The 23,767-nt window shown below is 66.5% G+C and carries 20 protein-coding genes and 1 other RNA gene; 6 read left to right on the plus strand and 15 right to left on the minus strand.

Annotation, left to right across the window (positions count from 1 at the left end; genetic code table 11):
- Positions 1–26: 26 nt before the first annotated feature.
- From AC0KUR_RS18375 to tyrS, 3 genes are read right to left on the minus strand one after another with little or no spacing between them, the layout of a single operon-like run.
- On the minus strand, positions 27–689 hold the full coding sequence (locus AC0KUR_RS18375) for a histidine phosphatase family protein (protein ID WP_473376270.1): 663 nt from the start codon (positions 687–689) through the stop codon (positions 27–29).
- A 23-nt stretch (positions 690–712) separates the two neighbouring features.
- Positions 713–1,171 (minus strand): D-aminoacyl-tRNA deacylase, encoded by a 459-nt coding sequence (gene dtd, locus AC0KUR_RS18380; protein WP_034182741.1) that lies wholly within the window; start codon positions 1,169–1,171, stop codon positions 713–715.
- On the minus strand, positions 1,168–2,409 hold the full coding sequence (gene tyrS / locus AC0KUR_RS18385) for a tyrosine--tRNA ligase (RefSeq protein WP_034187119.1): 1,242 nt from the start codon (positions 2,407–2,409) through the stop codon (positions 1,168–1,170). Before tyrS ends, dtd begins: the two co-directional genes overlap by 4 nt.
- A 142-nt stretch (positions 2,410–2,551) precedes the next feature.
- Here tyrS and AC0KUR_RS18390 point away from each other — a divergent pair, with 142 nt between their 5' ends.
- Positions 2,552–3,700 carry an anhydro-N-acetylmuramic acid kinase gene (locus AC0KUR_RS18390; protein WP_175028622.1) on the plus strand — a complete coding sequence of 383 codons (1,149 nt, stop codon included), beginning with the start codon at positions 2,552–2,554 and terminating at the stop codon, positions 3,698–3,700.
- A gap of 106 nt (positions 3,701–3,806) precedes the next feature.
- Here AC0KUR_RS18390 and erpA read toward each other — a convergent pair whose 3' ends face one another.
- The 3 genes from erpA to rplM form a co-directional block, all read right to left on the minus strand.
- The gene (erpA, locus tag AC0KUR_RS18395; protein WP_034187117.1) at positions 3,807–4,178 is read right to left on the minus strand and encodes an iron-sulfur cluster insertion protein ErpA; all 372 of its coding nucleotides are present in this window, start codon (positions 4,176–4,178) and stop codon (positions 3,807–3,809) included.
- A gap of 228 nt (positions 4,179–4,406) precedes the next feature.
- The gene (gene rpsI, locus AC0KUR_RS18400) at positions 4,407–4,799 is read right to left on the minus strand and encodes a 30S ribosomal protein S9 (RefSeq protein WP_006476904.1); all 393 of its coding nucleotides are present in this window, start codon (positions 4,797–4,799) and stop codon (positions 4,407–4,409) included.
- Between the two features lie 10 nt (positions 4,800–4,809).
- The gene (rplM, locus tag AC0KUR_RS18405; RefSeq protein ID WP_009687896.1) at positions 4,810–5,238 is read right to left on the minus strand and encodes a 50S ribosomal protein L13; all 429 of its coding nucleotides are present in this window, start codon (positions 5,236–5,238) and stop codon (positions 4,810–4,812) included.
- A gap of 311 nt (positions 5,239–5,549) precedes the next feature.
- On the opposite strand from rplM, the gene AC0KUR_RS18410 reads away from it, so the two are divergent.
- Together AC0KUR_RS18410 and AC0KUR_RS18415 are read left to right on the plus strand one after the other, a co-directional pair.
- Complete coding sequence (locus tag AC0KUR_RS18410) at positions 5,550–5,855, plus strand: DUF1090 family protein (protein WP_069706505.1); 306 nt, start codon at positions 5,550–5,552, stop codon at positions 5,853–5,855.
- 411 nt (positions 5,856–6,266) lie between these two features.
- The gene (locus tag AC0KUR_RS18415; protein WP_175028623.1) at positions 6,267–6,731 is read left to right on the plus strand and encodes an OsmC family protein; all 465 of its coding nucleotides are present in this window, start codon (positions 6,267–6,269) and stop codon (positions 6,729–6,731) included.
- Positions 6,732–6,801: 70 nt separating this feature from the next.
- Here AC0KUR_RS18415 and rnpB read toward each other — a convergent pair.
- From rnpB to pyrC, 3 genes are all read right to left on the minus strand, one after another.
- Positions 6,802–7,213: RNase P RNA component class A (gene rnpB / locus AC0KUR_RS18420), an RNA gene on the minus strand.
- Between the two features lie 12 nt (positions 7,214–7,225).
- Positions 7,226–8,104, minus strand: coding sequence for a DUF3025 domain-containing protein (locus tag AC0KUR_RS18425; protein WP_034187114.1), 879 nt, complete (start codon positions 8,102–8,104; stop codon positions 7,226–7,228).
- On the minus strand, positions 8,101–9,165 hold the full coding sequence (pyrC, locus tag AC0KUR_RS18430) for a dihydroorotase (RefSeq protein ID WP_011350953.1): 1,065 nt from the start codon (positions 9,163–9,165) through the stop codon (positions 8,101–8,103). The genes AC0KUR_RS18425 and pyrC overlap by 4 nt, the downstream gene beginning before the upstream one ends.
- A 205-nt stretch (positions 9,166–9,370) precedes the next feature.
- On the opposite strand from pyrC, the gene AC0KUR_RS18435 reads away from it, so the two are divergent.
- The gene (locus tag AC0KUR_RS18435; RefSeq protein WP_473376271.1) at positions 9,371–10,276 is read left to right on the plus strand and encodes a class II glutamine amidotransferase; all 906 of its coding nucleotides are present in this window, start codon (positions 9,371–9,373) and stop codon (positions 10,274–10,276) included.
- A gap of 604 nt (positions 10,277–10,880) precedes the next feature.
- On the plus strand, positions 10,881–16,100 hold the full coding sequence (locus AC0KUR_RS18440) for an autotransporter outer membrane beta-barrel domain-containing protein (RefSeq protein WP_473376272.1): 5,220 nt from the start codon (positions 10,881–10,883) through the stop codon (positions 16,098–16,100).
- Positions 16,101–16,184: 84 nt separating this feature from the next.
- Here AC0KUR_RS18440 and AC0KUR_RS18445 read toward each other — a convergent pair whose 3' ends face one another.
- The 6 genes from AC0KUR_RS18445 to AC0KUR_RS18470 all read right to left on the minus strand — a co-directional run bounded on the left by AC0KUR_RS18445 (position 16,185) and on the right by AC0KUR_RS18470 (position 22,044).
- Positions 16,185–16,910 carry an amino acid ABC transporter ATP-binding protein gene (locus AC0KUR_RS18445; RefSeq protein ID WP_069706501.1) on the minus strand — a complete coding sequence of 242 codons (726 nt, stop codon included), beginning with the start codon at positions 16,908–16,910 and terminating at the stop codon, positions 16,185–16,187.
- Positions 16,907–17,584, minus strand: coding sequence for a glutamate/aspartate ABC transporter permease GltK (gene gltK / locus AC0KUR_RS18450; protein WP_034186442.1), 678 nt, complete (start codon positions 17,582–17,584; stop codon positions 16,907–16,909). Before gltK ends, AC0KUR_RS18445 begins: the two co-directional genes overlap by 4 nt.
- Positions 17,584–18,324: an amino acid ABC transporter permease gene (locus tag AC0KUR_RS18455; RefSeq protein ID WP_473376273.1), complete on the minus strand. Its 741-nt coding sequence runs from the start codon at positions 18,322–18,324 to the stop codon at positions 17,584–17,586. The genes gltK and AC0KUR_RS18455 overlap by 1 nt, the downstream gene beginning before the upstream one ends.
- 84 nt (positions 18,325–18,408) lie before the next feature.
- On the minus strand, positions 18,409–19,302 hold the full coding sequence (locus AC0KUR_RS18460; RefSeq protein WP_034186451.1) for a glutamate/aspartate ABC transporter substrate-binding protein: 894 nt from the start codon (positions 19,300–19,302) through the stop codon (positions 18,409–18,411).
- A 218-nt stretch (positions 19,303–19,520) separates the two neighbouring features.
- Positions 19,521–20,807, minus strand: coding sequence for a Glu/Leu/Phe/Val family dehydrogenase (locus AC0KUR_RS18465; protein ID WP_034186440.1), 1,287 nt, complete (start codon positions 20,805–20,807; stop codon positions 19,521–19,523).
- A gap of 283 nt (positions 20,808–21,090) precedes the next feature.
- Positions 21,091–22,044, minus strand: a complete 954-nt coding sequence (locus tag AC0KUR_RS18470; protein ID WP_034186438.1) for a LysR substrate-binding domain-containing protein — start codon at positions 22,042–22,044, stop codon at positions 21,091–21,093.
- A gap of 322 nt (positions 22,045–22,366) precedes the next feature.
- Here AC0KUR_RS18470 and purB point away from each other — a divergent pair, with 322 nt between their 5' ends.
- Positions 22,367–23,755, plus strand: a complete 1,389-nt coding sequence (gene purB, locus AC0KUR_RS18475; protein WP_034186437.1) for an adenylosuccinate lyase — start codon at positions 22,367–22,369, stop codon at positions 23,753–23,755.
- Positions 23,756–23,767: the final 12 nt, after the last annotated feature.

The following is a 23,767-nucleotide window of genomic DNA, read 5'->3' on the forward strand; positions in this document are numbered from 1 at the left end:
GGCAACGCCGCACGGGGCCCGTGGACTCAGCGCACCTTGCGGTACCCGTCGTCGTCGCTCGCCGCCTCCAGATGCGACACGTCGGCCCACTTCACGACCTGCGCGCGGCCATCCACGTAATCGACGACGTTGACGCTCGTATTGAGCAACTGGTAAGTGCGCGGCGCCGACAGCTCGATCGCGTTCGCGAAGCGGTACACGCAGTCGAGCACGCCGCCGTGCGCGACGCACGCGATCCGGCCGCCCGGATGCGCGGCGACGATCGGTTCGAGCGCATGCAGCACGCGGTGATAGAACGCGCGCTGCGACTCGCCGCCTTCCGGCGCGAAGCCCGGATCGCGCGTCTGCCAGGCCGCGTAAGCGTCCGGGAACAGCGCCTCGATCTCGGTGCTGTCGTGCCCCTGGAACGCGCCGTACGAGCGTTCGCGCAGCCCTTCGCGCAACTGCAGCGGCAGGCCGAGCGCATCGGCAAAGGGTTGCGCGGTCTGTTGCGCGCGCATCAGGTCGCTCGAATAGATCGCGTCGATCCGCGCGCCGTCGCGCGCCTCTTGTTCGAGCCGGGCCGCCAGCCGCTTCGCCTGTGCGAGGCCGGTGTCGGCCAGCGGGATGTCGATATGACCCTGGATGCGCTTGATGCGGTTCCAGGCCGTCTCGCCATGGCGGATGAAAAGAATCTGCGTGCTGGCCATCGCCGCGCGTCTCCGGGAAAGAATCAGGGCCGCACTTGCAGCCAGAACGTCACGGGGCCGTCGTTGACGAGCGACACCTGCATGTCGGCGCCGAACTCGCCCGTTTCGACGACCGGATGGCGCGCCCGCGCGGCCGCGACGAAATAGTCGAACAGCCGCGCGCCTTCGTCGGGCGGCGCGGCCGGCGTGAAGCTCGGACGCAGCCCGCTGTTGGTGTCGGCCGCCAGCGTGAACTGCGACACGAGCAGCAGCCCGCCCGCGCGGCCCGCGCCGTCGATATTCGACACCGGCAGGTTCATCTTGCCGGCTGCGTCGCTGAACACGCGGTAGCCGAGCATCTTCGCGAGCAACTTGTCGGCTGCCGCGTCGGTGTCGCCGCGTTCCGCGCAGACCAGCGCGAGCAGGCCCGCGCCGATCTCGCCGGTCGTCCGGTCGCCGACGCGGACGTCGGCGCGCTTCACGCGCTGGATCAGCGCGATCATGCGGTCAGCGTGACGCGCGCGAAGCGGCGCTTGCCGACCTGCACGACGAACTCGCCGGCTTCGACCTTCAGGCCCTTGTCCGACACCGTCGCGCCGTCGATCTTCACGCCGCCCTGCTCGATGTTGCGCAGCGCTTCGCTCGTCGACGGCACGAGGCCGGCCTGCTTCAGCAGCTGGCCGATCGCCAGCGGCGCGCCGGCGAGCGTGACCGCCGGAATGTCGTCCGGCACACCGCCCTTCGCGCGATGGTTGAAGTCCTCCAGCGCGCGCTCGGCATCGGACTGCGAGTGGAATCGCGCGACGATTTCCTGCGCGAGCAGCACCTTGAAGTCACGCGGGTTGCGGCCGCCTTCGGCCTCGCGCTTGAAGCCGGCGATCTCGTCGAGGCTGCGGAACGACAGCAGCTCGAAGTAACGCCACATCAGCGTGTCCGAGATGCTCATCAGCTTGCCGAACATGTCGGTCGGCTTCTCGCTGATGCCGACGTAGTTGCCCTTCGACTTCGACATCTTCTCGACGCCGTCGAGGCCCTCGAGCAGCGGCATCGTCAGGATGCACTGCTGTTCCTGGCCGTACTGCTTCTGCAGCTCGCGGCCGACCAGCAGGTTGAACTTCTGGTCGGTGCCGCCGAGCTCGAGGTCGGCGTTCAGCGCGACCGAGTCGTAGCCCTGCATCAGCGGGTACAGGAATTCGTGGATCGAGATCGGCACGCCGCCCTGGAAGCGCTTCGTGAAGTCTTCGCGCTCGAGAATCCGCGCGACCGTATAGCGCGACGCGAGCTTGATCATCCCGTCCGCGCCGAGCGGCATCGACCATTCGCTGTTGTAGCGGATTTCGGTCTTTTCACGATCGAGCACGAGGGCGGCCTGCTCGAAGTAGGTCTTCGCGTTCGATTCGATCTGCTCGCGCGTGAGCGGCGGGCGCGTCGCATTGCGGCCCGACGGATCGCCGATCAGCGACGTGAAATCGCCGATCAGGAAGATCACCGTGTGGCCGAGGTCCTGCAGCTGACGCATCTTGTTCAGCACGACCGTGTGGCCGATGTGGATGTCGGGCGCGGTCGGGTCGAGGCCGAGCTTGATGCGAAGCGGCGTGTTCGTGGCCGCGCTGCGCGCGAGCTTCTGCGCGAACTCTTCCTCGATCAGCAGTTCGTCGACGCCGCGCTTCGTGACGGCGAGCGCATGCCGGACTTCGTCGGTGATCGGGAAAACAGGCTTGGAACTGGGTTCGGTGCTCATCGGTGCCGGGAAGAATGTCGCAAAAACAGGGATTTTCCCATAACTTGCGCGCGCATCGCTTAACGGCGCGTCAGGTTGCGCGGATAATCGGGCGCAAGGCGCGCGGCACCGGCCCGCGCCGCACGATCCAGGAGAACCCAACGTGCCGCAACGACAGCCGCAAAATGCCCATCCGGCCGACGGCATCTACTTCGGGCTGATGTCGGGAACCAGCATGGACGGCGTCGACGGCGTCGCCGTGCGTTTCGAGGCCGGCCGCGCGCCGGTCGTGCTCGCGGAAGCGTTCGTCGGCTTCGCGCAATCGCTGCGCGACGCGTTATTCGCGCTGCAACAACCCGGCGACGACGAGATCGACCGCGAATCGCTCGCGGCGAACGCGCTCGTCACGCGCTATGCGGTGTGCTGCCACGAATTGCAGCGCACGGCCGGACTGTCGCGCGACGAGATCCGCGCGATCGGCGTGCACGGGCAAACGGTGCGTCATCGCCCCGAGCGCGGCTATACGCGGCAGCTCAACAACCCGGCGCTGCTCGCCGAACTGACCCAGGTCGACGTGATCGCCGATTTCCGCAGCCGCGACGTGGCCGCCGGCGGCCACGGCGCGCCGCTCGCGCCGGCCTTCCATGCCACGGTGTTCGGCGCGCCCGGCGAAACGCGCGTCGTCTGCAATCTCGGCGGGATCAGCAACATCACGATCCTGCCCGGTGACGGCGGCGACGTGCGCGGCTTCGACTGCGGCCCCGCGAACGCACTGATCGACGCATGGGCGACCCGCCATCTGGGCAAGCCGTACGACGACGGCGGCAAGTTCGCCGCGCGCGGCACCGTGCACGCGCCGCTGCTCGATGCACTGCTCGACGAACCGTATTTCGCCGCGCCGCCACCGAAAAGCACCGGCCGCGACCTGTTCAATCCCGCATGGCTCGACGCGAAGCTCACCGCGTTCGCCCAGGTCGCGCCGGAGGACGTGCAGGCGACGCTCACCGTGCTGACCGCGGTGTCGGTCGCACGCGAGGTGGCCAAACACGCGTCGGGCTGCAAGGCCGTCTTCGTCTGCGGCGGCGGCGCACGCAATCCGGTGTTGCTCGACGCGCTGCGGCACGCGCTGCGCGAGGCCGGCGTGCCGGCCACCGTCGATACGACGGCGGCGCTCGGCGTGCCGCCGCAGCAGGTCGAGGCGCTCGCGTTCGCGTGGCTTGCGTACCGCTTCACCGCGCGCCAGCCCGGCAATCTCGCGACGGTTACCGGCGCAGCCGGCAATCGCGTGCTCGGCGCGCTCTATCCGCGCTGACGCGAGACCTGCGGTGCGGCGGACGCAGCACGGCAGACGGGTATAAAAAACGGGGCATGATGCCCCGTTTTTCATGCCGGCGAACCGGCGCGGATCGGATGCGCGCTCAGACCGAGAACGACGAACCGCACCCGCAGGTGGTGGTCGCGTTCGGGTTCTTGATCACGAACTGGGCGCCGTTGAGATCGTCCTTGTAGTCGATCTCGGCGCCGACCAGATACTGGTAGCTCATCGAATCGATCAGGAGCTGGACGCCGTTCTTGTCCATCACGGTGTCGTCCTCGTTGACTTCCTCGTCGAACGTGAAGCCATACTGGAAGCCGGAGCAGCCGCCACCCTGCACGAACACGCGCAGCTTGAGGTCGGGGTTGCCCTCTTCGTCGATCAGTTGCTTGACCTTGTCGGCCGCCGCGTCGGTAAAGACAAACGGAAGCGGCATATCGGTCGTCGTTGCTGCGGATTCGGTAACAGCGTTCATTCGAACTCTCCAAAAAGCTTTAGCCGCTATTGTAGGGCCGATCAGAAGATCGTGCTGAAGTCCATGAAATCAATAGGTTCTTGTCGATTTCGTCAAACGTGCCCGCGCGGGCGGCCGCGGCGGCGGCCCGGGACAGGCAAAAAGCGGGCATAAAAAAACCGCCAGCGTGGAAGCTGGCGGTTTTTCCGGCGGACGCCACCCGAGGGGCGGCGAGGCCATGAAGCGGAATTAACGCTTCGAGAACTGCTTTGCGCGGCGTGCCTTGCGCAGACCGACCTTCTTACGCTCGACTTCACGCGCATCGCGCGTGACGAAGCCTGCGCTCGACAGCGACGGCTTCAGCGTCGCATCGTAGTCGATCAGTGCACGGGTGATGCCGTGGCGCACTGCGCCTGCCTGGCCCGTTTCACCGCCGCCGTTCACGTTCACCTTGATGTCGAACGTCTGGCCGTGGTTCGTGAGTTCCAGCGGTTGACGCACGATCATCAGCGACGTTTCGCGCGAGAAGTAGTCAGCGATGGGCTTGCCGTTGACGATGATGTCGCCCTTGCCAGCCTTGATGAAGACACGTGCGACTGCGCTCTTGCGGCGGCCCGTACCGTAGTTCCAGTTACCGATCATGTGGGTCCCCTTAGATCTCGAGCGCCTTCGGCTGTTGAGCCGAGTGCGGATGCGTCGCTTCTGCGTAGACCTTCAGCTTCTTGATCATCGCGTAGCCGAGCGGGCCCTTCGGCAGCATGCCCTTGACCGCCTTCTCGAGCGCGCGGCCCGGGAAGCGTTCTTGCATCTTGCCGAACGTCGTTTCATAGATACCGCCCGGGTAACCCGAGTGACGGTAGTACTTCTTGTCCAGCGTCTTGTTGCCCGTGACCTTCAACTTGCTCGCGTTGATGATGATGATGAAATCACCAGTGTCGACGTGCGGGGTGAACTCAGGCTTGTGCTTGCCGCGCAGACGGCGTGCCACTTCGCTGGCAACACGGCCGAGAACCTTATCCGTCGCGTCAATCACGTACCATTCGCGCGTCACCTCATGGGCTTTTGCGGAAAACGTCTTCATGATCGATCCAAAAAAAATGCTTTGCCCGATGTGTTCTTCCTGCTTGTCTGTGTGCGCTTCGAGGCGCGGTGCAGGCTCTCCCTGTTCTTTTTCCGTGGGCATGAAAGCGGAAAAGCCCTGAATTATAAAGGAAATACGGCGAAGCGGTCAAAGGGAATCCACGTCCCGTGTCCGCGGCGGCCGAAATGGGCCAAAATTCGGTCGTGCCCCAACCAGCCAGGCGAACCGAGCGTCTGGGGCGGCACCCGTCGACGCGCGGCACCTGACCTTGCCGCGCCCGACCGGCCGAACCCGGAAAACAACAAACAAGCATGATGAAACAAAGACTTACGCCCTTTCTCGCAGCCGCGCTGCTGGCCATCGCGGCGCCTGCCGTCGCCGCTCGCACCGGCTGCGAAGCCAAGCTCGACGCGCTCGATGCGCGCATCGCCGACGCCCGGAACGCTCATGCCGAGGATCGCGTCGCCCGCCTGCGCGCGGTGCGCGAACGCGTCCGCCACTTCTGCGCGCGCGGTCACGGCCATGCGTCAGCCGTCCATGCACCTGCGCCTGACACGCGCTCGCGCGGCGCGGCGCCCGACGCGGCATCGCCGCCTGCCGCACGGCAGCCCGCGTGACGCTGCCGGCGCGCGCAAGCCGCGCGCCGATGTTTGCACGGGACGAAAAAAAGCCCGAACGGATGGTTCGGGCTTAATCCACCTTAGGAGGAGGGTGGAGGAGACATTCGGAGGTTGCCGCAGCGCGACAACCAATGAGGCTCATTATACGAATGCGTCGCCGACTGAACAAGAAAATTTGCATGGCGAAATCCAAAACCATAATGCGGAATTCACGACGTGACGCTCGAAAACAATGATTTTCCCTTTTAAATCAATGGCATGATTCCGACGCCCGGGAACCGGGATCTCCGTCATCTAGAGCAAAACCCCTAAAAGAAGCAGGGAAATTGCCGTCGGACGCCCTGCCCGCACGGCGCCGGCACTGCACGTCGTGCAGCGCATCAGCCGACCGTTGCGCTGCGGGCTACAATGCCGGATCGAATCCGAATCAGGCAACGCTGGAGTGCAAGCATGGAATGCAAAGTAAGCTGGATGGGCCAGGACGGCATGGCGTTTTCCGCCGAGACCGGCAGCGGGCATCTCGTCGCGATGGACGGCGCGCCCGAGGGCGGCGGCCACAACCTCGCGCCGCGTCCGATGGAAATGGTGCTGCTCGGCACCGGTGGCTGCACGGCCTATGACGTCGTGCTGATCCTGAAGAAGAGCCGCCAGGAAGTCACCGGCTGCTCGGTCACGCTGAAGGCCGAGCGCGCGAGCGAAGACCCGAAGGTGTTCACGAAGGTGCACTTCCACTTCACCGTCACCGGCCGCAACCTGAACCCGGGCACGGTCGAGCGGGCGATCAACCTGTCGCACGACAAGTACTGCTCCGCGTCGATCATGATCGCGAAGACGGCCGAACTCACGCATTCGTTCGACATCGTCGCCGCCTGAACGCACCGCGCGCACGCATGAAAAAAGGGCCGGCGCTCCGCAAGGAGACGCCGGCCCTTTCGCATTCGAACGGCAAAGCAGGCCGATAAGCCGGATTCTGTGCACGCCGCGCGCCGAAGCGCGCCACGCGTGGCAGCCATTCCTCTAGGCGCGCCATTGCTGACGCGCTCAAGCTTCCTACCCGCAGGCGAGACGGGGGCCCCGTCCTGCATCCGAAGATGCACGCCTGCCTACTTGGAATTGCTCCGGGTGGAGGTTACCGTGCCGGCGGACGTCGCCGTCGCCGCGGTGCGCTCTTACCGCACCGTTTCACCCTTACCTGATCCCGGCTTGCGCCGGGCCATCGGCGGTTTGCTTTCTGTTGCCCTGTTCCGCGTGTCGCCACGGATGGCCGTTAGCCATCACCCTGCCCTGTGGAGTCCGGACTTTCCTCGCCCCCGCGCGCCCGAAGGCGGCGAGGCCGCGACTGCCTGGCCTGCTTTGCGACGCGCATTCTAGCACTGCGCGCCGCCACCGGCAGCACGCACGCGTCGGCCGCTGCGGAATACCGCCGGATCGCCATAAAACGCGGCATCGGCATTCGCGGCGCACCAGCCCGGTACACCGAGTACCGGCAGCGGCGCGAAATCGCGGCTCGTCAGCGCGCGCGTCGCGAGTTCGGCGGCCACCCGCGTGTCGACATGCGCGTTGCGCTGCGCGTCGGGCCATGAAAAATAGTCGGCGCTCACTTCGACGATCCACGTGTGCGCGGTGCAGGACTTGTAAGGCGTCACGAGCTGTTCGAGCAGCGCATGGCCGACGAGCCGCGCTTCGCAGCGCGTGCCCCACGCGTCGCGCGCGGCGACCAGCAGCCGCGGCCAGTCGAAGCCGCGCAGCGCAGCGGCGAGCGCGCGGTCGGCCGTGACGAACAGCGCGGCGTTCTCGTCGAACAGCGTGAGCGCGTCGCGCAGCGAACCGCGCACGGGCCCGACACCGCCCGCCGCGTCGATCGCGGCGGCCTGACGCGCGTTCAGCGCGGCCTTGGTGCGCGGATACGCGAACCAGACGAGTGCATTGAAGAAGTCGTGAAGATGGTGGCGAGTCGGCACCCCGCCGGTGTCGGCGACATGGGTTTCGTATGCGATGCCGGGCGGCAGCGCGGCCTGCGGCACGAACCGCAGCGGCCTGCCGCGACCGCTGACACGCGCGCCGTCGCGCAACGCGCCATTCAGCGCATCGAGCAGCGCGGCGTCACCCGCCAATACGGCCGCCTGGACGGCGCGGCCCGGCTCCGCATAGGGTCCAAGCCACGGCGCGGACCAGTCGATCCGCGCGAAATCCGCCGCCATGCGGCCGGCCGCATGGCCGGACCCGCGCGGCGGCGCAACGGTCACGCCAGTTTCCAGCCGATCGTCTCGCCGCCGCGCAACGGCACGACCGGCGTGTCGCCCGCGAAGATCTCGCGCGGCAGTTCCCACGCCTCGCGGCGCAGCGTGACCGTCTCGGCGCTGCGCGGCAGCCCGTAGAAATCGGCGCCGAAAAAGCTCGCGAACCCTTCCAGCTTGTCGAGCGCGCCGGCCGTGTCGAACGCTTCCGCGTACAGCTCGAGCGCGTGCAGCGCCGTGTAGCAGCCGGCGCAGCCGCACGCGGTTTCCTTCGCGTCGCGCGCATGCGGCGCGCTGTCGGTGCCCAGGAAGAAACGCGGGTTGCCCGACGTCGCGGCCTCGACCAGCGCCACGCGATGCGTTTCGCGCTTCAGCACGGGCAGGCAGTAGTAATGCGGGCGAATCCCGCCGACGAACAGCGCGTTGCGGTTGTACAGCAGGTGATGCGCGGTGATCGTCGCGCCGAGCAGGCCGGGCGCCGCGTCGGCGTCGCGCACGTAGTCGGCCGCGTCCTTCGTCGTGATGTGCTCGAACACGACCTTCAGGCCCGGGAAATCGCGGCGCAGCGGCGTCATCACGCGGTCGATGAACACCTTCTCGCGGTCGAACAGGTCGATCGACGCATCGGTCACCTCGCCGTGCACGAGCAGCGGCATGCCGGTTTCCTGCATCGCCTCGAGCGTCTTCGCGCATTTGGCGAGATCGGTGACGCCGTGGTCGGAATTCGTCGTCGCGCCGGCCGGGTACAGCTTCACGCCGTGCACGAAGCCGCTTTCGCGCGCGCGGCGGATCTCGTCGGGCGGCGTATTGTCGGTCAGGTACAGCGTCATCAGCGGTTCGAACGTCATCCCGGCGGGCAGCGCGGCGAGGATGCGCTCGCGATAGGCCTGCGCCTGCGCGGTGGTCGTCACCGGCGGTTTCAGGTTCGGCATGACGATCGCGCGGCCGAACTGGCGCGCGGTGTGCGGCAGCACGGCGGCCAGCATGTCGCCGTCTCGCAGGTGCAGGTGCCAGTCGTCGGGACGGGCGAGCGAGAGCGTCGCCGGGGAGGAAGCGTTCGAGGCAGTCATAGGAGGCGTCGTGAGGAACGTGCTTGCCGTTGGCGGGGCCGGAACACGCATGCGCGGGCCGACTGACGGCAAACCGCAACACGGGACCTTTGGCCAGCGGAATCCGCTTTTTACCGCTCAGGGCTCGGTGATATGCTTGAAGCCGCATTGTACCGGGGTTCGCCCGGTTCGTTACCCCCCGCTTCAGCCTGCCGCCCCAAGTAAAATGTGCCAACTCTTAGGAATGAACTGCGCCGCGCCGACGGACGTCACATTCTCCTTCACAGGTTTCGCGGCCCGGGGCGGGCTGACCGATCACCATGCCGACGGCTGGGGCATCGCGTTCTTCGAGGACAAGGCCTGCCGCCTGTTCATCGATCACCAGGCATCGGCCACGTCGCCGATCGCCGAAATGGTGAAGCGCTACCCGATCAAGTCCAAGAACACGATCGCGCACATCCGCAAGGCGACGCAGGGGCACATCCTGCTCGAGAACAGCCACCCGTTCATGCGCGAGCTGTGGGGCCGGCACTGGATCTTCGCGCATAACGGCGACCTGCAGGACTACGCGCCGAACATGGACGGCAGCGTCTACCACCCGGTCGGCACGACCGACAGCGAACAGGCGTTCTGCGTGCTGATGCAGGGGCTGCGCGAGGCCTTTCCCGGCGCGCAGCCGCCGCTGCCGGAGTTGTTCGAGCGCGTCGGCGAACTCACGCGCGGGATCACCGATCACGGCGTATTCAACTTCCTGATGTCGAACGGTCAGGCGCTCTTCGCGCACTGCTCGACGCGCCTGCACTATCTGGTGCGGCGCTGGCCGTTCTCGACCGCGCATCTCGTCGACGAGGACCTGTCGATCGACTTCGCGAAATACACGACGCCCGAAGATCGCGTCGCGGTGATCGCGACGCAGCCGCTCACCGACAACGAGGTCTGGACCGCGTTCGAGCCGGGCGAGCTGATCATGTTCCAGTGCGGCGACGTCGCCGCGCGGATGCAGATCCCGGTGCCCGAGCGTGTGCTCGAGAAACTGCGCAACCCGGCGCTCGACGCATCGGCGTCCGCGCCGCGCGAGGTCCGTGAGGCACTCGCCGCCGACGGCGACTCCGACGACGCAATCGATTTCTGAACCCGGTACGGCAAGCGCCGCAACCTGCGTCCTTTCCGCTCGAGCGAACCTCGCGTCGAGGCCGACGCATCCCTTACCGGTGAAAATCGGCGCGCCTCGGCCGATGCCGTTTCACTCAGGCCGCCATTCGGCGCAATGAATCGGCACCATGAGAAATTCGCTTGATTTTATTAATTTACAAGCGAAAATAAAAAACAACCAAATCAAGAAACGGCAAATTCTTCCCATTAAATATAATCTCGGGCGCGCATTCTAGCTTATCGGTTGCCATCAATCCGTGCGGTATCCCACCCACCCCACCGGCCATTCCTGATTTTCACCCCAGCCTCCGGGTCCATTGACCTGCATGGCTTTCGGTTCGATTAACCACACAAATCAAAAATACAACCCACTACGGTTGGCATCCCCACATTTCCCGATTTCTCGATAATCGACCGTGCTCCGAATCAGTAGACTCCGCCCATCGCTGGTGTAACGAAACACGATTGGCGCGATACGCAGCCACAGCCGCCGCACGCCCCTTTCGGATTATTTCTCCACCGCGGATTGCGAATTCGCCGAATTCCGGCGAATGCCATTTCAAAACAAGAAATAGGGGCTTGTCGTGAATCACTCATTTCGATCGATATGGAGCGAAACCACCGGCTGCTGGGTCGCGGTGGCGGAAACGGCACGGGCGCGCGGCAAGCGCTCGGGTAGCGCATCGGGCACGAACCGCCGCGCGGTAGCGCTCGGCGCATTGCTGGCCATGCTGTCGGCCGGCGGCGCGCATGCATCGACCTGCGGCAGCGGCGCGGCCGTCGCGAGCGGCGGCACCTGCGCGCTCGGCAGTTTCAGCCCGACCGTCAACGACAACCTGGCCGGTGCCACCACCGTGTCGGGCGGCGACACCGTCGGCGTGTCGGGCGCATGGACCGGCGCCGGCGGCGACCCGGGCTACACGCTCACGCCGATCGGCAGCACGACCATCGTGTCGGGCAACCCGAACCAGCCGCTGCTGTCGCTCGGCGGCAAGACGCACAGCGTGAGCACGCCCGACTCGATCACCGGCACCCGCACGTCGGTCGCGACCTACGACTCGTCCGCGTTTTCCGCGTCGACGGCCGGCGCGACCGAAGTGCCCGTCTACCACGACGTGAACGGCGATCAGTACGTGAACACGCGCATCGGCACCGTCGCCGCCAGCGGCGGATCGCTCAACGTGTCGATCGGCAATGCGGCGAACGCGCCCGACGCAGCCGGCAACGCGATCTCGATCGCCGCGAAGGGGACCGACCTTACCGTCGCGGACGGAACGGGCTCCACGACGAGCACCGTCACCTGGAACTCGCGCAACCAGATTCAGTTCACCACCGGCGACTATCTTGCGGACGGCGGTGCCGTCGGCAGCCGCCAGCTCGACGTGCCGGCCTACGCGGGCACCTTCACCGCGTTCGACGGCAGTACGTGGAAGGTCACCGACGCCGCATCGCTTGCCGCGTACAACGACTTTCTCGTGCGCTCGGTGCAAAGCGGCGCGCTCGGCTCGCAGGCCGCCTACGACAGCGCGTTCAGCCAGGCCGTGACGTTCTCGCAGCAAAGCTTCCAGTATCAGAACGCCGTGTCCGCAGGCGACAAGAACACGCTGCCGATCGATTTCCTGTCGGTCATGCACGGCACGGGCGCGAACGCGACGCTGCAGATCGGCAAGGACGGCCAGATCGACTTCCGCGGCACCAACACGATCGTCCCGAGCTCGGCCGTCCTCGCGGAAAACGGTGCGCACTTCATCAACGACGGGCGCCTGTCGGGCGACTTCACGCTGGTGCGCCTGCTGAGCGGTGCAAGCGGCGTCAACAACGGCACGATCTCGTCCGGCTACGCATCCGGCGACAACTTCGACACGAGCGGCAGCGCGCCGCCCGCCAACTTCGGCCTCAACGCTTACACGGAAGGCAACGGCGTGTACGCAAGCGGAACGGGCACCTCGTTCGTCAACAACGGCGTGATGAACGTCGGCGCGTGGACGCTCGACGGCAACCAGCCGAACCTGCAGAACTACGCGGTAGGTGTGACAGACGGCGCGACCGGGTCGAACGCCGGCACGATCAACGTCGGCGTCAACGCGACGACGCTCGACAGCCAGGTGATCGGCGGCCTCGTCGACGGCGGCAGCTTCACGAACCAGGCCGGCGGCACGATCTATCTCGGCCGCGCGGCCCAGTACGCACCCGGCGGCACGGCAAGCGACGTCGCGCTCGCCGCGCACGCATACGGCATCCTGCTCGGCGCATCGGGCACCGCGAGCAACCTCGGCACGATCGTGATCGGCTCGCAGACACAGAACGGCGCCGCGCTCGCGAGCATCGGCTCGACGTCCGGCACGTTGACCAACGCGGGCGCGATCGTCGTCAACGGCACGGCGCCCGGCACGCCGCTCGCCAACGTCGGCATGCTCGCGGCCGATACGGCCGCGACCGTGACCAACACCGGCACGATCACGCTGAATGGCGTGAACGGCATCGGCGTGATGGTGCTCGGCACCGGCACGCAAGCGACCGCCGCGACGTCGACCGGCACGATCGACGTGGCCGGCGGCCTCGATCCCGCGTCGGGCACGCGCAACTACGGCGTGTGGGCCGAAGGGCCGCTTGCGAAGGCCACGCTCGACGGCGCGCTCAACCTGACGGGCACCGGCGCGATCGGCGTGCACGCACGCTCGGGCGCGACGATCGACGTCGGCGCGAACGCGGTGCCGGCCTTCATGTCAGGCACGAACCAGATCGGCTTCTACGCATACGGCGCGGGCTCGAAGATCAACGTGGCCGCGCAGCACCTCAGCGTCGACACCGACGACTCGACGCTGTTCCGCGTCGCGGGCGGCGCGGCGTACACGGGCGCGTCGGCGGCCGGCACGCTGACGACCGACGTCAACGGCCAGCGTGCGCATGGCGTGCTCGCGACCGACGCCGGCACGACGCTGTCGACCGGCAACGCGACCTACAACGTCAACGGCGCGAACGGCATCGCGATCGCGGTCGAGGGCGGCGCGAACGGCACGATCGACGCCGGCGCGACGATCAACCTGAACGCGGCCGGCGCGATCGCGGGCGTCGTCGACGGGCAGGCGCACGACCTCGCCGGCGCAAACACCGGTGGCCTGGTCGCGACGACGCTGACCAACCATGCCGCCGTGACGTCGTCGACCGCCGGCGTGACGGGCTTCGTCGCGCAAAACCTCGGCACGTTCGATAACCGCAATACGGTGTTGCTGACCGGCGCCGACTCGACGGGCGTCGTCGTCGGCACGTTAGGCGCGGTAAACAACGCGTCGACGATCCGCGTGTCCGATGGCACCGGCGCGCTCGTGCAGGGGGCATCGGCGCTACTCGCCAACACCGGCTCGATCGAAGCCGACGACGGCATCGCGGGCGTGCGCCTGACGGGCGCCGGCACATGGGTCTCGATGTCGGGCGCCGGCACCGTGATCGCGAACGGCAGCGCCGACGGCGTGCTGATCGACCCGACCGTCACGCGCGGTGGTATCGTGGCCGGCGCGACCTCGATCGCAACGGGCGGATCGGGCAGCGGGATCCGCAACCTCGGCGCGAACACAACGATCTCACTGTCCGATATGCAGATCGCCACGACCGGCAACGGCGCCGACGGCGTCACGTCGACCGGCACGAGCGCGCTCATCGCGACCTATCCGACGACGGTCGTCCGCACCTCCGGTACCAATGCGCGCGGCGTCTACGTGTCGAGCGCCGATTCGGCGTTCTTGGCCGACGGCACGACCATCGCGACGACCGGCGCCGGTGCGCATGCGATCGTGATGGATGGTGCGGCAGCCACGCTGTCGGGTGTGACGCTCACCACGTCGGGTAGCGCTGCCGACGGCAGCGTCGCGCTGCACGGCGGGCGTATCACCGGTACGGATTCGTCGATCGACAGCGCGGCCGGCAACGGCGCAACCGCGGACAGCGGCGGCTTGCTCGAACTGCACGGCACGACGCTCAAGGGCGCGACGGCCGGCGTGCTGACGTCGGATATGCTCGCGAGCGGCGCGACGAGTTCGGTCCTGGTCCAGGGCGGTAGCGTGACGTCCGTCGCCGGGCCGGCCTTCGCCGCGCGCGGCGGCAAGGCCGACATCACGGTAAACGGCACGGTCGTGACGGCCGGCAACGGCACGCTGCTGAACCTTGCGAACGGCAGCAACGTGACGTTCAACGCATTGGGCGTGAACCTCGCGGGCGACATCGTCTCCGACGCATCGAGCACCGGCAACGTGTTCCTCGGGTACGGCACGACGCTGACCGGCAAGATCGATCCGGTCGCGCTGAGGGTCGACGGCTCGAGCACGTGGCGCATGACGGGCAGCTCGGTCCTGAGCAGCCTGAGCAACGCGGGCCTCGTCGCGTTCGCCGCCCCCGTCGGTTCGCCGACGCTCACGGGCAGCTACAAGACGCTGACGACCGGCAACTATGTCGGCCGCGGCGGCACGATCGCGCTCAACACGTATCTCGGCGCCGACGCGTCGCCGACCGACCGGCTGATCGTGAACGGCGGCGCCGCGAACGGCACGACCGGCCTGAAGATCGCCAATACGGCCGGCACCGGCGCGCAGACGACCGGCGACGGGATTCCGGTGGTCGTCACGGCCAACGGCGGCACGACCACCGCGTCGGCCTTCCATCTCGCCGGGCCCGTCCAGGCCGGCGCGTACGAATACCGGCTCTATCGCGGCGGTCAAAGCGACGCGAACGGCTGGTACCTTCGCTCGCAGCTCGACCAGACCGACCCCGGCGACCCGATCCACCCGTCCGGCGGCGGCGACGGCGGCAACAACGGGAACGGCAACGGCGGCACGCTCGCGTACCGCCCGGGCGTCGCCGGCTACGCGCTCACGCCGCTCTTGAACGCCGACTACGGCTTCTCCACGCTCGGCAAGCTGCACGAGCGCGTCGGCGACATCTACAACGTCGAGAAGCAGCAGCCGGGCAACCGCGACGGCGTATGGGGGCGCATCGGCGGCCAGAGCCTCGATGCGAACGCGGGCCGCTTCGCGGCCGACGAGCGCACGTTCTTCGCGCAGTTCGGCAAGGACTGGACGCTCGACCAGGCGCCGAACGGCGCGGGCAGCACGCATGCGGGCGTGACCGCCAGCATCGGCGTGTCGAACGCGAGTTTCAGCGACATGGCGCGCGCCGACGCGCAGGACCTGTCGACCTCGACGGGCTCGGTCGAGATGCACGCGCAGAGCGTCGGCGGCTACTGGACGCGCTATCTGCCGGACGGCACCTACTTCGACAGCGTCGGGCAGGTCACGCACTACGGCAACCGCTATCGCGACAGCTACGGCAACGAGGCGTCGCAGAACGGTTTCGGTATAGCGCTGTCGCAGGAAGTCGGCAAGCCGTTCGCGATCGGCGGCACGCCGATCGCGATCGAACCGCAGGCGCAGCTGATGTACCAGTACCTGAAGCTGAACGGGTTCAACGACAACGTGTCGGCCGTATCGGGCACGACGACGAACGCGCTGCGCGGCCGCGTCGGCGTGCGCATCTTCCGGCCGAACCTCCAGTCGGATGCGGGCGGCGGCGCCGCGACGCCGTACTTCACGGCCGACGTGCTGCACGACTTCCTGTCGCCGGGCCAGACCGTCGTCGGCGGCACGCCGTTCGCGACGCACCTCGGCCGCACCTGGTACGAGCTCGGGGTCGGCGTGAGCGCGAGCTTCGGCAAGTCGGGCGAGCTCTACGCGAACGCGAAAATCGCGCGCAACATCGGCGGCGATTACCGGCGCGGAATCGTCGGGCAGGTCGGCTACCGCTACAGCTGGTAACGCACGCGACCGGCGGCCGAAAAAAAACCGCCCGGCTCGATGCCGGGCGGTTTTCGCGTGGACGCGCGCGAAACGCGCGAACGCTCAGTGCAGGATCTTCGCGAGGAAGTCCTTCGCGCGTTCCGATTTCGGATTCGAGAAGAAATCGTCCTTGCGGTCGTCCTCGACGATCGCGCCCTTGTCCATGAAGATCACGCGATGCGCGACCTTCTTCGCGAAGCCCATCTCGTGCGTGACGACCATCATCGTCATCCCTTCCTGCGCGAGTTCGACCATCACGTCGAGCACTTCGTTGATCATCTCGGGATCGAGCGCGGACGTCGGTTCGTCGAACAGCATCGCGATCGGGTCCATCGACAGCGCGCGCGCGATCGCGACACGCTGCTGCTGGCCGCCCGACAGCTGCCCCGGGAACTTGTGCGCATGCGCCTTCAGGCCGACGCGCTCGAGCAGCTTCATGCCCTTCTCGGTCGCTTCGTCCTTGCCGCGGCCGAGCACCTTGACCTGCGCGAGCGTCAGGTTCTCGGTGATCGACAGATGCGGGAACAGCTCGAAATGCTGGAACACCATCCCGACCTTCGAGCGCAGCTTCGACAGGTTCGTCTTTTTGTCGCCGACCGACTGGCCGTTCACGAGGATCTCGCCCTGCTGAAACGGCTCGAGGCCGTTGACGGTCTTGATCAGCGTCGACTTGCCCGAGCCCGACGGGCCGCACACGACGACCACTTCGCCTTTCTTGACCTCGGTCGTGCAGTCGGTGAGGACCTGAAACTGGCCGTACCACTTCGAAACGTTCTTGATGGAAATCATCTTGTGACCTTTTTCTGGAGACCCTTGACGAGAGCAGACGCCAACGAGCAAATCACGAAATAACATGCGCCGGCGAACAGGACCATCTCGACGGTCGTGCCGTCGCGATCGCCGATGTTGGCCGCCGTGCGGAAGAAGTCCGCGAGACTGATCACGTACACGAGCGACGTATCCTGGAACAGGACGATCGCCTGCGTGAGCAGCAGCGGCACCATCGCGCGGAACGCCTGCGGCAGGATCACGAGGCGCATCGCCTGCGCGTAGTTCATGCCGAGCGCGAACGCGGCATTCACCTGCCCGCGCGGCACCGCCTGGATGCCGGCGCGGATGATCTCGGAATAATACGCGGCTTCGAACAGCGAGAACGCGACCATGGCCGACGCGAGGCGGATGTCGATCGTCGGCGACAGCCCGAGCACGCCCTGCAGCAGCTGCGGCACGATCAGGAAGAACCACAGCAGCACCATCACGAGCGGGATCGAGCGGAACACCGTCACGTAGCCCTGCGCGAACCACGCGAGCGGCTTGACGCCCGACAGCCGCATCAGCGCCAGCAGCGTGCCCCAGACGATCCCGACCACGATCGCGATCAGCGTGATCTGGAACGTGACGACGGCCCCCGTCCACAGCGTCGGCAGCGCGCCGGGAATACTACTCCAGTCGAACTGATGCATCACTTGCCTCCGATATAGCCGGGCAGCCGCGTGCGGCCTTCGATCCAGCGCATGAACGCCATCACGACGAGGTTGATGATCACGTACGCGAGCGTGACGGCGATGAACGACTCGTACGTCTGCGCGGTGTAGTCGACGAGCTGGCGCGCCTGCGCGGACAGGTCGAGCAGGCCGATCGTCGACGCGACGGCGGAGTTCTTGAAGATGTTCAGGAATTCCGACGTGAGCGGCGGCACGATGATCCGGTACGCAACGGGCAGCAGCACGTAGCGATACGTCTGCCATTGCGTGAAGCCCATCGCGAGACCGGCCGCGCGCTGGCCCTTCGGCAGCGCGTTGATCCCCGAGCGCACCTGTTCGCACACGCGCGCGCCGGTGAACAGGCCCAGACAGAAGATCGACGCGGTAAAGAACTGCGTGGTCGGCGGCAACTGCTTGATCCAGGTCCCGATCGACGCGGGCAGCAGCTCGGGTATCACGAGATACCAGACGAAGAACTGCACGATCAGCGGAATGTTCCGGAAGATCGACACGTACACGGTGCCGATCGCGGACAGCCATTTGTTCGGCGCGGTGCGCAGCACGCCGAACAGCGACCCGACGATCAGCGCGATGACCCAGGCGACGAGCGACACTTCGATCGTCACCCAGAAGCCGGACATCAGCCATCCGAAATAAGTCGTCGGCTCGCCGGTCGACACGGGGCTCAGGAAGATGCCCCAGTTCCAGTGGTAAGACATGGGCAAGACTCCAGCAAAAAGAGACGGAAGAAGCGTAGCCTCTTCCGTCTCATTAGCGTCATTTCTGCATCAACGGCCGTGCGGTCAGTCGAGTGCCTTGTCGTTCGGGTTCGCGTACAGCTTCTTCATCGAATCGGACAACGGGAAGTTCAGGTTCAGCCCCTTCGGCGGGATCGGATTCTCGAACCACTTCGCGTAGATCTTCGCGGCTTCGCCCGACTTCTCGACTTGCGAGATCGCGTCGTCGACGACCTTCTTGAAGTCGGCGTCGCCCTTGCGCATCATGCAGCCGTAGGCTTCTTCCGATTGCGGCGTGCCGACGATCACCCACTCGCCCGGCTGCTTCGCCTTCGCGCGCTCGCCCGCGAGCAACGCGTCATCCATCATGAACGCGACCGCGCGACCCGATTCCAGCGTGTTGAAGGAATCGCCATGATCCTTCGCGCTGATGATGTTCATGCCCAGCTGCTTGTCGTTGTTCATCTTGCGCAGCAGGCGCTCCGACGTCGTGCCGGCGGTCGTCACGACCGTCTTGCCCTTCAGGTCGGCGAAATCCTTGACGCCCGAATCCTTCTTCGTCATCAGGCGCGTGCCGATCACGAAGATCGTGTCGGAGAACGCAGCCTGCTGCTGGCGCTCGGTGTTGTTGGTCGTCGAGCCGCACTCGATGTCGACCGTGCCGTTCTGCACGAGCGGAATGCGGTTCTGCGACGTGACGGGGATGTTCTTCACCTGCAGGTTCGGCAGGTTCAGCTTCTTCTTCACCGCGTCCACGATCTTCATCTGGAATTCGCGCGAATAGCCGACCACCTGCTGGTTCTGGTCGTAATAGGAGAACGGAATCGACGATTCGCGGTGGCCCAGCGCGATCACGCCCGTGTCCTTGATCTTCTTCAGCGTGCCCGTCTCCTGAGCATGCGCGCCGCTTGCGAACGCGCAAAGCGCCGCGACCATCAGGACTGCCTTGTGGTATTTCATTTTGGTCATCTCCTTGGCTAAAACCCGCGCCAGTGTATCAAAGTAATATTTTTGAAAGTACTGGTTGTTTACCGCACTACGAATCGCCCTGCACGAAGCCTTCCTCCCGGCTCCTGGCGCCCGAATGCGCGCGCGGGCGATGCCGGATCCGGCATCGCCCGCGAGGGTTCATTTCCGCAATCGGGGGGATTGCGTCATGAATGGATCATAGTCAACGATCAGGGGTAGAGGCCACGCATTTCGCGCGCCATCAGGATGCGCTTGCACGCGACGATGAACGCCGCCGTACGCACCGTCACCTTGTGCTCTTCCGCGACCGCCCACACGCCGGCGAACGCTTCGCGCATCACGCGCTCGAGGCGGTGGTTGATCTCGTCTTCCGTCCAGAAGAAGCTCGAGAAATCCTGCACCCATTCGAAGTACGAGACGGTCACGCCACCGGCGTTCGCGATCACGTCGGGGATCACGAGCACGCCGTTCGCGCTCAGGATGTCGTCCGCCGCCGTCGTCGTCGGGCCGTTCGCGCCTTCGACGATGATCTTCGTGCGGATCTTCGCCGCGTTCTTCTCGGTGATCTGGTTTTCCAGCGCCGCCGGGATCAGGATGTCGGTCTCGACCGTCCAGAACTCGTCGTTCGGCATCGGCTCGGCGCCTTCGAAGCCCGCGACGCCGCCCGTGCGTGCGACGTGGTCGAGCAGCTTGTTCGAATCGAGGCCGGCCGGCTGGTAGATCGTGCCCGTGTGATCCTGCACCGCGATCACCTTCGAGCCGGCTTCCTGGAACAGCTTCGCCGCGATGCCGCCGACGTTGCCGAAGCCCTGCACCGCGATGCGCGCGCCTTCGATTTCCAGCCCTTTCTTCTTCGCCGCTTCCGAGCCGACGACGAACACGCCGCGGCCCGTCGCTTCCTTGCGACCGAGCGAACCGCCGAGCGCGATCGGCTTGCCGGTCACGACGCCGGTCGACGTCTGGCCCTGGTTCATCGAGTACGTGTCCATCATCCACGCCATCACCTGTTCGTTGGTGTTGACGTCCGGCGCCGGAATGTCGGTGTTCGGCCCGATGATGATGCCGATTTCGCTGGTGTAGCGGCGCGTCACGCGCTCGAGCTCACCCCGCGACAGCTTGCGCGGGTCCACGCGGATGCCGCCCTTCGCACCGCCGTACGGCACGTTCACGGCCGCGTTCTTCACCGACATCCATGCGGACAGCGCCATCACTTCCGACAGCGTCACGTCCTGGTGGTAGCGCACGCCGCCCTTGCCCGGGCCGCGCGACACGTTGTGCTGCACGCGATAGCCTTCGAAGTGCGCGACGGTGCCGTTATCGAGCTCGATGGGGCAATCGACGATCAGGATGCGCTTCGGACGCTTCAGCGTTTCGAGCCAGCGCGACAGCGAACCGAGGTACGGCGCGACGCGATCGACCTGCTGAAGGTAGTTGCCCCACGGGCCGAGATCGTCGGCGTGCAGGTAGGACGGGATGGACTGCTGTTGCGAAGACATGGAAGCTCCAACGTTCAACGGATTGCGCACATTGTCGAAAAACCCGTTTTTTTTATCCAATGCCGTTTGCTTATTCGATTATGCGTTTCTTGCATGATCGCGATTTTTCGCAAATCCGCGGTCGATTTGCGCAAGAACGCCCGCGATCGGCCGTGCATCGCGCCGGCGAAAAAATCGGCTGGCTTGCGCGCGGGCCGGCCGCCGGACAGCCACCCGACAGGCACCGCAAGGCCGCCGTCAGCCGGCCGCGACCGACCGGCGGCGGTCGATTAACCGCCGGCGGTTAATTCGGGGTGTCGCGCAGCTCGTCGCGCACGACCTCCCACAGCGCGCGCACGAGTTTCTGGCGCGGATCGTCGCCCTGCAGCGCGAGCTTGTCGCAGTACAGCCGGATCTCCATCGTCAGCGTGAACGGATGCGCGCCGCCGCGCGCCGACCGGTCGAGCCGGATCAGCCGGCCGCCCGCGACCGAATCCTCGACCGCGCTGTGCGGCAGGAACGCGACGCCGTGGCCCGCGAGCGCCATCGCCTTCAGCCCTTCGGCCATGTCGGTCTCGTAGACGCGGTCGAGGAACAGCCGGGTCGGCGCGTTCGCGATGATGACCTCGGTCATCCGGCCGAGATACGCGTTCGGCGTATACGACAGGTACGGCACGCGCGCGTCGGCCGCGCCCGGCAGCGTATGGCGCGGCCGGCCGGCGCGGCCGGGCGCCGAGAACGGGCTGATCGGCTCGCTGCCGAGGATCAGCATGTCGTAGCGCGCCGGGTCGAGCGCGACCGGATGGCTCGGGTGGTGGTAGCCCATCACGAGATCGCAGCCGCCCTCGACGAGCGACAGCACCGCGTCGTGCACGTTCAGCGCGCGCAGCCGCGTGTGGACCTGGCCCATCTTCGCCTCGATCCGCTGCAGCCAGCGCGGAAAATACGTAAGCGACAGCGTGTGCGGCACCGCGAACTCGATCGTCGGCACCGGCGCGCCGACGTGGCCGCGCAGCAGCGTGCGCGCCTCGTGCGCCTGCGACAGCATCGTCAGCGCCTGCTCGTAGAAGATCTGCCCGGCCTGCGTGAGCCGCGTCGGATAAACCGAACGATCGATCAGTTCGGTCGCGAGCCACGCCTCCAGCGCCTGGATCCGCCGCGAGAACGCCGGCTGCGACACGTGCCGCAGTTCGGCGGACCGGCTAAAGCTGCGCGTTTCCGCGAGCGAAACGAAGTCTTCGAGCCATTTCAGTTCCATGCAGGCGGGGCGCGGCGGGCGGCGGTCGGGAAGAAGCCTGCATTCTACCGGCGGGCAGCCCCGGTCGGCGGCGGCGGCGCGGACACGCGCAAGCGGCCCTTTCTGGCGCCGCCCCGCCGTCACGCGCCCGCCGTCCCGCACTGGTCGCCCGCACTGGTCGCCCGCACTGGTCGCCCGCACTGGTCGCCCGCACTGGTCGCCCGCGCCGGTGGCCCGCGCCGGCAGCGGCCGGACCGGTTCGGCCGGGATCGCCCCGCGCCAATGGTAAAATGCCGGATTCTCCTTCCCCCTCGCTCGACCCGGCCCCAAGGCCCGCCCGATCATGTCCGACACTCGTCCCGATACGCTTTTCGCCCTCACCGCGCTCTCGCCCATCGACGGCCGCTACGCCAGCAAGACCGAAGCGCTGCGCGACTGGCTCTCCGAAGCCGCCTTCATGCGCCACCGCGTCACCGTCGAGGTGCACTGGCTGATCGCGCTGTCGCGCGCCGGCTTCGCGGAAATCCCGCGCTTCTCCGATGCGTCCGAGCAGTTCCTGCTGCAGCTCGCCGAGCGCTTCACCGCGCACGACGCCGCCCGCATCAAGGAAATCGAGCGCGTGACGAACCATGACGTGAAGGCCGTCGAATACTGGCTGAAGGAATCGGTGAAGGGCCAGGCCGAACTCGAGCAGGCCAGCGAATTCATCCACTTCGCGTGCACGTCCGAGGACATCAACAACACGTCGCACGGCATGATGCTCGCCGGCGCGCGCGAACACGTGATCCTGCCGGCGCTGCGCACGGTCTACCAGCGCCTCGTCGCCCTCGCGCACGCGCACGCCGAGCAGCCGATGCTGTCGCGCACGCACGGCCAGCCGGCCAGCCCGACGACGCTCGGCAAGGAACTCGCGAACGTCGCCGCGCGTCTCGCCCGTGCGATCACCCGCATCGAGAAGGTCGAGATCCTCGGCAAGATGAACGGCGCGGTCGGCAACTTCAACGCGCACCTGTCCGCGTATCCGGCATTCGACTGGGAAGCGTTCTCGCGCGACGTGATCGAGAACCGCCTGAAGCTCACGTTCAACCCGTATACGATCCAGATCGAGCCGCACGACTACATGGCCGAGCTGTTCGACGCCGTCGCGCGCGCGAACACGATCCTGCTCGACCTCGACCGCGACGTGTGGGGCTACATCTCGGTCGGCTACTTCAAGCAGAAGACGAAGGCCGGCGAGATCGGCTCGTCGACGATGCCGCACAAGGTCAACCCGATCGACTTCGAGAACTCGGAAGGCAACCTCGGCCTCGCGAACGCGACGCTGCGCCACCTCGCCGACAAGCTGCCGGTGTCGCGCTGGCAGCGCGACCTGACCGACTCGACGGTGCTGCGCAACATGGGCGTCGCACTCGGCTACTCGCTGCTCGCGTACGACTCGCTAATCCGCGGCCTCGACAAGCTCGAGGTGAACCCGCAGCGCCTGAACGAAGATCTCGACAACTGCTGGGAAGTGCTGGCCGAGCCGGTGCAGACGGTAATGCGCCGCTACGGCATCGAGAACCCGTACGAGCAGCTGAAGGAACTGACGCGCGGCAAGGGCATCACGCGCGAGGCGCTGCAGGAATTCGTCGGCACGCTCGCGATCCCGCAGGACGCGAAGGATCTGCTGCTTGCGATGACGCCCGCGTCGTACATCGGCAAGGCCGTCGAACTCGCGAAGCGGATCGCATAAGCACCGCCGTCC

This window comes from Burkholderia sp. YHN3-13, from assembly GCF_055810675.1.

What these genes read in the sequence shown, in the direction of transcription:
- AC0KUR_RS18460 (WP_034186451.1), bottom strand. Translation starts at nt 19,302, where the DNA reads ATGAAATACCACAAGGCAGTCCTGATGGTCGCGGCGCTTTGCGCGTTC.
- AC0KUR_RS18465 (WP_034186440.1), bottom strand. Translation starts at nt 20,807, where the DNA reads ATGTCTTCGCAACAGCAGTCCATCCCGTCCTACCTGCACGCCGACGAT.
- AC0KUR_RS18415 (WP_175028623.1), top strand. Translation starts at nt 6,267, where the DNA reads ATGCCGGATCGAATCCGAATCAGGCAACGCTGGAGTGCAAGCATGGAA.
- AC0KUR_RS18470 (WP_034186438.1), bottom strand. Translation starts at nt 22,044, where the DNA reads ATGGAACTGAAATGGCTCGAAGACTTCGTTTCGCTCGCGGAAACGCGC.
- gltK (WP_034186442.1), bottom strand. Translation starts at nt 17,584, where the DNA reads ATGCATCAGTTCGACTGGAGTAGTATTCCCGGCGCGCTGCCGACGCTG.
- AC0KUR_RS18410 (WP_069706505.1), top strand. Translation starts at nt 5,550, where the DNA reads ATGATGAAACAAAGACTTACGCCCTTTCTCGCAGCCGCGCTGCTGGCC.
- rplM (WP_009687896.1), bottom strand. Translation starts at nt 5,238, where the DNA reads ATGAAGACGTTTTCCGCAAAAGCCCATGAGGTGACGCGCGAATGGTAC.
- rpsI (WP_006476904.1), bottom strand. Translation starts at nt 4,799, where the DNA reads ATGATCGGTAACTGGAACTACGGTACGGGCCGCCGCAAGAGCGCAGTC.
- pyrC (WP_011350953.1), bottom strand. Translation starts at nt 9,165, where the DNA reads ATGACTGCCTCGAACGCTTCCTCCCCGGCGACGCTCTCGCTCGCCCGT.
- AC0KUR_RS18435 (WP_473376271.1), top strand. Translation starts at nt 9,371, where the DNA reads ATGTGCCAACTCTTAGGAATGAACTGCGCCGCGCCGACGGACGTCACA.
- erpA (WP_034187117.1), bottom strand. Translation starts at nt 4,178, where the DNA reads ATGAACGCTGTTACCGAATCCGCAGCAACGACGACCGATATGCCGCTT.
- AC0KUR_RS18445 (WP_069706501.1), bottom strand. Translation starts at nt 16,910, where the DNA reads ATGATTTCCATCAAGAACGTTTCGAAGTGGTACGGCCAGTTTCAGGTC.
- dtd (WP_034182741.1), bottom strand. Translation starts at nt 1,171, where the DNA reads ATGATCGCGCTGATCCAGCGCGTGAAGCGCGCCGACGTCCGCGTCGGC.
- AC0KUR_RS18375 (WP_473376270.1), bottom strand. Translation starts at nt 689, where the DNA reads ATGGCCAGCACGCAGATTCTTTTCATCCGCCATGGCGAGACGGCCTGG.
- purB (WP_034186437.1), top strand. Translation starts at nt 22,367, where the DNA reads ATGTCCGACACTCGTCCCGATACGCTTTTCGCCCTCACCGCGCTCTCG.
- tyrS (WP_034187119.1), bottom strand. Translation starts at nt 2,409, where the DNA reads ATGAGCACCGAACCCAGTTCCAAGCCTGTTTTCCCGATCACCGACGAA.
- AC0KUR_RS18455 (WP_473376273.1), bottom strand. Translation starts at nt 18,324, where the DNA reads ATGTCTTACCACTGGAACTGGGGCATCTTCCTGAGCCCCGTGTCGACC.